Raw genomic sequence first — 6245 nt, 5'->3', positions numbered from 1 at the left:
CCCAGTCCCAGAATCTATTTCGAAACGACGCCTCGAACGCCGGGTAGCGCAACGGACGACCCTTTGCCTGGCGTCGCCCGACCCATAAAGCCGACGTCTCGGCTTGGCCTCGTTCGGTTGCGAGGTATTCGTCCAGCAGTGGCCACCAATCGTCGGTAACCGGAACACGATGCTCGTCGCGGGCACCTTTCAGTAGAACGGTGACTGTGCGGCGCCGCCGATCGATATCGGAGAGCCGAAGACCAAGCACACCGTGCCGGCCATGCTCGGCGCTCCAATCACCAATCCGCTGACCGGTTCGAAGTAACAGTGTGACGATCGCACGATCACGAACACAGACCTGTTCTGCTGCAAGATGTTCGGCTACCGAAGGATCCAGATCCCGAGTCAGCACCCGAGGTTCTCGTCGCCGCAACTCGAGTCGACCTCGGTGCGGCAAGTCGCGTCCCGACATACCGTGAGCGGGACCGGGCGGTCCTGTAGGCACGGGGTTTTCCCGGCCCGACCACGCCCCTGCACGATGGCTGTCTCGCTCGATCAGGAACGCGAAGAACGCGGCCAACGCCGCAAGACGATTATTGACCGTCCGAGGTGCCCTGCCATGCTCCGTTCGAAGATCAGCACCGGAACCGAATTCGGCAATGTACTCGCTGACGACCTGGCGTGTGACGTCATCGAGCGATTGTGATGCCAACCAGCGGATGAAGTGCTCGACGCCGAGCCGATATGTGCGCACTGTGTAGCTGGAGCGGCCCAGCATGACCAGCCGTTCGACGAATGCCCCAACATCGTCCACCAGTCACCCCTAGGTTCGGCCCCTCCTTCACCCCACCATGACTGGACTCTTGAGACAAGAAGTCGGCTACATCCCGTTCGAACAGGACGCTGCGAACCTGTTTTTCCAGTTGGTGTCGTCTCGTTACGAGCATGCCTCACTGATTCTGACATCGAATCTGCCGTTCGGCCGGTGGGGTGACGTATTCGGCGATCAGGCAGTCGCTGCCGCGATGATCGACCGAATCGTCCATCACGCAGAGGTTTTGACCTTGAAAGGGGCGAGTTACCGACTCAGAAACACCGGGATCGATACGTTGCCGTCCGTGAGAGCGGATAACGCGGCACAATGAATACATCGGCGTGGTCTAGTTTCCGTCCGTCGCGAATGGACTAGGTTTCGACCGTCGTTCACAGGGGTGACGGCGACCGCGTGGACACTCGTGAATGGGCGTTCGACTTCCGCGTCGGCGGACGCGACATCGACGAAGGCAAATTCCACAACGGTCCAGTCTCACGATACGAGGCCACCTACACCGACATCGTCGAACACGTCCGCATCGTCACGACATACGACATGTGGCTCGACGGAGCCCACATGTCGACATCCCTGGCGTCAATGGAATTCGAGCCGACGAACGAGGGAACCCGATTCACACACATCGAGCACGGCGTCTTCTTCGACCAGTTCTGGACTGACGGACACGGGCGCGAACAAGGTACCCAAGGGCTCCTCGACGCCCTCGGCAACTACCTCACGTGACACCCTCCTGCCGCAGGCCGGACCTTTTCGATCACGCGGTTAACCCCGATTGCAACAACCCGACCATCACGCTGCCCCTCCAGGCGCTTCGCTGCCCGCGACTCCGGCGCGGAGGTCGAGCCGGCTCAGGCACCGGCTGACCGCGATGAAAAACCATGAACCCCGGCCGGCGAGTTTGCACTTGCCTCGACAAATCCTGCCGAGCATACTGCAATAATCACTCTATCATGGTTACTATTGCAGTATGCGCAGTGACCATAAGAGCCTTGACCTGGCAGACCTCGCCGCCAGCCAATGGGGCCTGTTCACCACCGCACAGACCCGGACCCTCGGATTCTCCACCCAACGCATCGCCCGCCTCGCCGACCACGGCACTATCGAACGACTCCGCCACGGGGTCTACCGGATCAGCGGCGCACCGAGCGTCCCCCACGAACAACTGCGCGCGGCGTGGCTGATGATCGAGCCAGCCGTCACCGCGGGTGAACGGCTCGACGCCGAGCACCCGGGCGTCGTCTCCCATCGCTCCGCCGCCAGACTCCACGACCTCGGCGACCTCGACGCCGACGTCATGGAGTTCGCCACCGCCGGCCGCAAGCAATCCCGCCTCGCCGATGTCCGATACCGCACCGCCCGACCAGGCAGGAACCGGTGGACTCTCCTCGACGGCCTCCCCGTCACCACCGCCCTCGCCACCATCGACGACCTCGCCGCCGACCACCTCGACGGTGGACACCTCGCCGCCGTCGTACGCGACGCCGTCACCACCAACCTCGTCGACACCGACGCCCTGATCGCCGTGTTGGGGCCATACGCGCACAAGTACGGGACCACACCCGGTGACGGCTCAGATCTGCTCGACCGGCTACTGACCGAGGCCGGCATACCGGAGTCGACGCTGGCGTTGAGTCGCCGCCTCGTCGCCGGCGGCAACGCCGCCGATATCGCAGCCACCGTTTCCACCTGATCCGAAGGAATACATGAGCACCGACAGACCGCCCCGCAGCAGCAATCCGGCGGCATTCAACCGCTCCCTCAAAGACCGGATCCGGAACGAAACCGCACCCCGCGGCCGCAGCACCGAACAACTACGACGCGAGTTCTTCCTCCAACGCTTCCTCGCCCGCGTGTTCTCCGAACCCGGCGAGCGCTGGCTACTCAAAGGAGGCGCCTCACTACTTGTGCGCCGACCCGATGCCCGCTACAGCCAGGACATCGACCTGCTGCACACCTCCGCCGCCGTCACCGAAGCAGTGACCGAACTCGTCGAGATCGCCGAAACAGACAGCGATCTCGACCCGTTCCGGTTCGTGTTCGACCCACCCCGGCTGATGACCGGCGGCGTATCCGGAGCCAGCGTGAAAGTGAAGGTCTACCTCGGCGCCGTTCAACTCGCAGACTTCCCCATCGACCTGTCCACCGAACTGGTCCCGGTCGGCGACGTGGACTACCAACTTCCTCGCCCGGTGGTAGAGATGGACGAGCTGGCGCCCATGCCGAAATTCGCTTTATACCCACTGCCGCAACAGGTTTCCGACAAGGTGTGCGCAATGTACGAACGGTACGGCGATTTGCGACAACCCTCGACGCGCTACCACGATCTGGTCGACCTCACGTTGATCGTGACCGCCTGGACTCTCGACGCGGCCCTCACCCGCACCGCCCTGCAACGTGAATCCGCACGACGCACACTGACACTGCCAACCACCCTCACCGTACCTGCACCGTCATGGACTGCCGGCTACGCCAAAATCGCCAAAACGGTACCCGGCCTCCCCGAACACGCACGCAACATCGACAGCGCACTACACATCGTCGGCCAATGCCTCGACCCACTACTCGGCCAGCACCTCCACACCGGAACATGGAACCCCATCGAATCGAACTGGTCAACCAAATAAAAGGCGACAACCTTGAGGAACCCCACCATCCCGACAGTCAGCGGCCTAACCAACCACAGTGACAGGGCCGATCGGGTCTATCTCGCTAACGGTGTTTCGGCGGATTTCCATCAGTATGTTTCCGATCCCGGCCAACGATCGGCGAACGTGATCGCAAACGCGTTCAGAGCAGGCTTCCACCGCACCATCCATCGTGCCTGGCCCTTGCCTGTCGGGTCTAGTGAACGCGTCACCATATAGAGGCACTTCAGCGCAGCCGCCTCGGTAGGGAAATGGCCACGAGCTTTCACAGCCCTCCGATACCGGGCATTGAGAGACTCAATCGCGTTGGTGGAGCACAGCACTCGCCGTATCTCGATGTCGTAATCGAGGAACGGGATGAATTCCTGCCAGGCGTTGGTCCACAATCGGATGATCGCCGGATACTGCTTGCCCCAACGGTCGGCGAGATCGTCGAACGCTGCACTCGCGGCAGCCTCGGTCGGGGCCGTGTAGATCGGTCTGAGATCGTGTTTGAGTGCGTCCCAGTGTTGACGTCCCGAGAGCCGAAAGGTGTTGCGGATCAAATGCACGACGCACGTTTGAACCGTCGTGGCCGGCCACACGTTCTCGACGACCTCCGGTAGGCCTTTCAATCCGTCGCAGACCAGGAAGAACACGTCCCGGGTGCCCCGATTTCGGATGTCTGTCAGCACGCTCATCCAGAATTTGGCGCCCTCACCGCCGGTGCCGGCCCACAATCCGAGCACGTCGCGGTGTCCGTCGAGGCTGACGCCGATCGCGGCGTAGATCGGCCGGTTTGCGACCTGACCGTCCCGGACTTTGACGACGATCGCATCGACGAAAATCGCAGCGTATACCTCGTCGAGCGGTCGGGCAGACCAGTCCTGCATCTCCTCGAGGACCTTGTCGGTGATCCGCGAGATGGTCTCTTTGGAGACCGAGGCGCCGTAGATTTCGGCGAAATGAGCGGAGATCTCGCCGGTGGTTAATCCTTTGGCGTACAACGACAACACGATTTCGTCGACCCCGTTGAGACGTCGTTGGCGTTTCTTGACGATCTGCGGTTCGAACGTCCCTTCCCGATCTCTCGGGACTTCGATCGGGACATGCCCGGCCGCCTCGGTCAACACCGTTTTCGGCCGGGTTCCGTTGCGAATATTCGTGGATTCCCGTTCCGGCGGGGCTTGGTTTTTGTCGTGCCCGAGGTGCTCGGTCATCTCTTCGTTCAGCGCGGTTTCCAGGACGCTTTTGGTGAACTGTTTGAGCAGTCCGTCCGGACCGGTCAGCGACAGACCCTGCTCCTTCGCCAACCTGACCAACTCCGCAGCCGCCGCAGCTTCCGCGGAGGGCTCGGCCCTCTTCTTCGTCACATCTTCCAGTGTGGTCATCTCGGCACCTCCTCGCCGAGCATTCACTCAGCTAGTCGGGCCGAAACACCGATTTAGAGACAGTCCCGGCCGATCACAGGGAGCATCTGTCGGTGCGGTATCCAGGGATCTGAGCCACAAGGTCCGGAGAGTCAACGTCGAAGTCTGGGCCGAGCTTCCTCGGCTGCCGGTCATCCCTTCGCCCGAGTATGACGGAAAATAGGTTGTCGGGATCGATCTGCACCGGCAGCGATCGGTGATCGTCTGCCAGACGGCGGAGGGTGAACAATTATGACATAAGGGGCCTCCTCCATCGTTGAAGTGGCACCCCCATCATTCGCCGGGAACCACGAGAGCGGGAGGCACCGCTCCTACATCGCATCACGTTGTTGAACGCGGCGAATTGGGAGAATGTGGCGTGACCACAGCAATGCCGTCGTACAAGGGTCACCGCTACCCGGTCGAGATCGTCAACCACTGCGTGTGGCTGCACTGGCTCTGTCAACTTAGCTGAACATGACTGGTAATCAACAGCATTCGATCACACTGGGGCGGATTCTGTTGGCGGGAACCCGAGTTCAGGAGGCAGCGGGTACGCAAGTGACGTCGTTCCAGGTGGCGAATCGGTCGGTCACGGCAAGCTCCCCGCTCCTGGCACAAGCCGCCCAGAACGTCGGAGCGGTAGTCGCCCGCGATGAGCTTGTGTCGGCAGGGTCGGAAGTGCGGCGAGATGGCGCTGAACACCGCCAGGAACCGTTGCGCGCCGCCCGGTGAGCGGAAGAACTTCAGGGCGCGTTCGCGCTGCCTGGTGGGTTGGTGCGAGTTCTCGGCCCGGTTGTTGAGGTACTTCGAGCGCCGGTGCTGGGCCGATGGTATCAACTTTCGATGCGCCACAACGTAACTGGCGGGCTTGTCGGTCACCAGCACCCTCGGAACCCGGGTATGATTGCGCATCAACTTGGGCAAAGAAGAGTTTCGTCGCCTTCGCGTTTCGTCGTGACTGAACCAGGACATCGAGGACATTGCCGTCCGGATCGACCGCTCGCCACAGGTACTGCCGGATGCCGCCGATCTTGACGAACGCTTCGCCGGAAGCTATGTGCCGCCGGGGTCGGGGAACAGGGCGGCGCAGGCGACGCGCGTATTCGGGCCCGAACTTCGCGCACCATGTGCGGATCGTCTCGTGCGAGACGACGATGGGCGCGGGCGAGCATCAACTCCTCGACGTCGCGCAAGCTCGAGGCGAACCTGTAGTACAGCCACACGCAGTGCGCGATGATCTCCGCGGGATAGCGGTGCCGTTTGTACATCGAACGCGTCGAATCCGCCCGTGTCTCGTCTCCCTGGCTCATCGGACGATCATCCCTGACTCACGGCCCAGATAAGTTGACAGAGCCCCGCGTAGCAATGCTCGCGCGACGGGCACAGCATGATCGG

Annotated in this window: 6 protein-coding genes and 2 pseudogenes; 5 read left to right on the top strand and 3 right to left on the bottom strand. The window is 62.0% G+C overall.

Annotated features, from left to right (window positions below; all coding sequences use genetic code 11):
- Nucleotides 1-796, bottom strand: a 796-nt coding sequence (locus FEZ60_RS30650; protein WP_172937806.1) for a site-specific integrase, incomplete at its 3' end; no start/stop codon positions are given.
- A gap of 58 nt (nt 797-854) precedes the next feature.
- Here FEZ60_RS30650 and FEZ60_RS30645 point away from each other — a divergent pair.
- From FEZ60_RS30645 to FEZ60_RS30630, 4 genes and pseudogenes are all read left to right on the top strand, one after another.
- A pseudogene (locus tag FEZ60_RS30645) lies at nt 855-1127 on the top strand (ATP-binding protein); the annotation flags it as partial.
- Between the two features lie 80 nt (nt 1128-1207).
- Nucleotides 1208-1537, top strand: a complete 330-nt coding sequence (locus FEZ60_RS30640; RefSeq protein WP_172937805.1) for an SRPBCC domain-containing protein — start codon at nt 1208-1210, stop codon at nt 1535-1537.
- Between the two features lie 244 nt (nt 1538-1781).
- Nucleotides 1782-2504, top strand: a complete 723-nt coding sequence (locus tag FEZ60_RS30635; protein ID WP_172937804.1) for a type IV toxin-antitoxin system AbiEi family antitoxin domain-containing protein — start codon at nt 1782-1784, stop codon at nt 2502-2504.
- Nucleotides 2505-2517: 13 nt separating this feature from the next.
- A complete protein-coding gene (locus FEZ60_RS30630) occupies nt 2518-3438 on the top strand; it encodes a nucleotidyl transferase AbiEii/AbiGii toxin family protein (RefSeq protein ID WP_172937803.1) in 921 nt (306 codons plus the stop codon).
- Between the two features lie 110 nt (nt 3439-3548).
- Here FEZ60_RS30630 and FEZ60_RS30625 read toward each other — a convergent pair whose 3' ends face one another.
- The gene (locus tag FEZ60_RS30625; RefSeq protein WP_172937802.1) at nt 3549-4829 is read right to left on the bottom strand and encodes an IS256 family transposase; all 1281 of its coding nucleotides are present in this window, start codon (nt 4827-4829) and stop codon (nt 3549-3551) included.
- 495 nt (nt 4830-5324) lie between these two features.
- Between FEZ60_RS30625 and FEZ60_RS32735 the strand changes: the two genes are divergently transcribed.
- Nucleotides 5325-5582, top strand: a complete 258-nt coding sequence (locus tag FEZ60_RS32735; RefSeq protein ID WP_242484931.1) for a hypothetical protein — start codon at nt 5325-5327, stop codon at nt 5580-5582.
- Here FEZ60_RS32735 and FEZ60_RS30620 read toward each other — a convergent pair.
- Nucleotides 5487-6118, bottom strand: a pseudogene (locus tag FEZ60_RS30620) (IS6 family transposase); the annotation flags it as partial. The gene FEZ60_RS32735 and the pseudogene FEZ60_RS30620 overlap by 96 nt on opposite strands.
- Between the last annotated feature and the right edge of the window lie 127 nt (nt 6119-6245).

Origin of the sequence: Rhodococcus sp. MS16 (genome assembly GCF_013277795.1) — a bacterium.
In the GTDB taxonomy this organism is placed as follows: Bacteria; Actinomycetota; Actinomycetes; order Mycobacteriales; family Mycobacteriaceae; genus Rhodococcus_F; species Rhodococcus_F globerula.
Note: the sequence above shows the minus strand (reverse complement) of the source record. Positions and strands in the feature narration are given on the sequence as shown.

Excerpts from the sequence above, each read along its gene's own strand:
- FEZ60_RS30630 (WP_172937803.1), top strand. The coding sequence starts at position 2,518 with ATGAGCACCGACAGACCGCCCCGCAGCAGCAATCCGGCGGCATTCAAC.
- FEZ60_RS30635 (WP_172937804.1), top strand. The coding sequence starts at position 1,782 with ATGCGCAGTGACCATAAGAGCCTTGACCTGGCAGACCTCGCCGCCAGC.
- FEZ60_RS30625 (WP_172937802.1), bottom strand. The coding sequence starts at position 4,829 with ATGACCACACTGGAAGATGTGACGAAGAAGAGGGCCGAGCCCTCCGCG.
- FEZ60_RS32735 (WP_242484931.1), top strand. The coding sequence starts at position 5,325 with ATGACTGGTAATCAACAGCATTCGATCACACTGGGGCGGATTCTGTTG.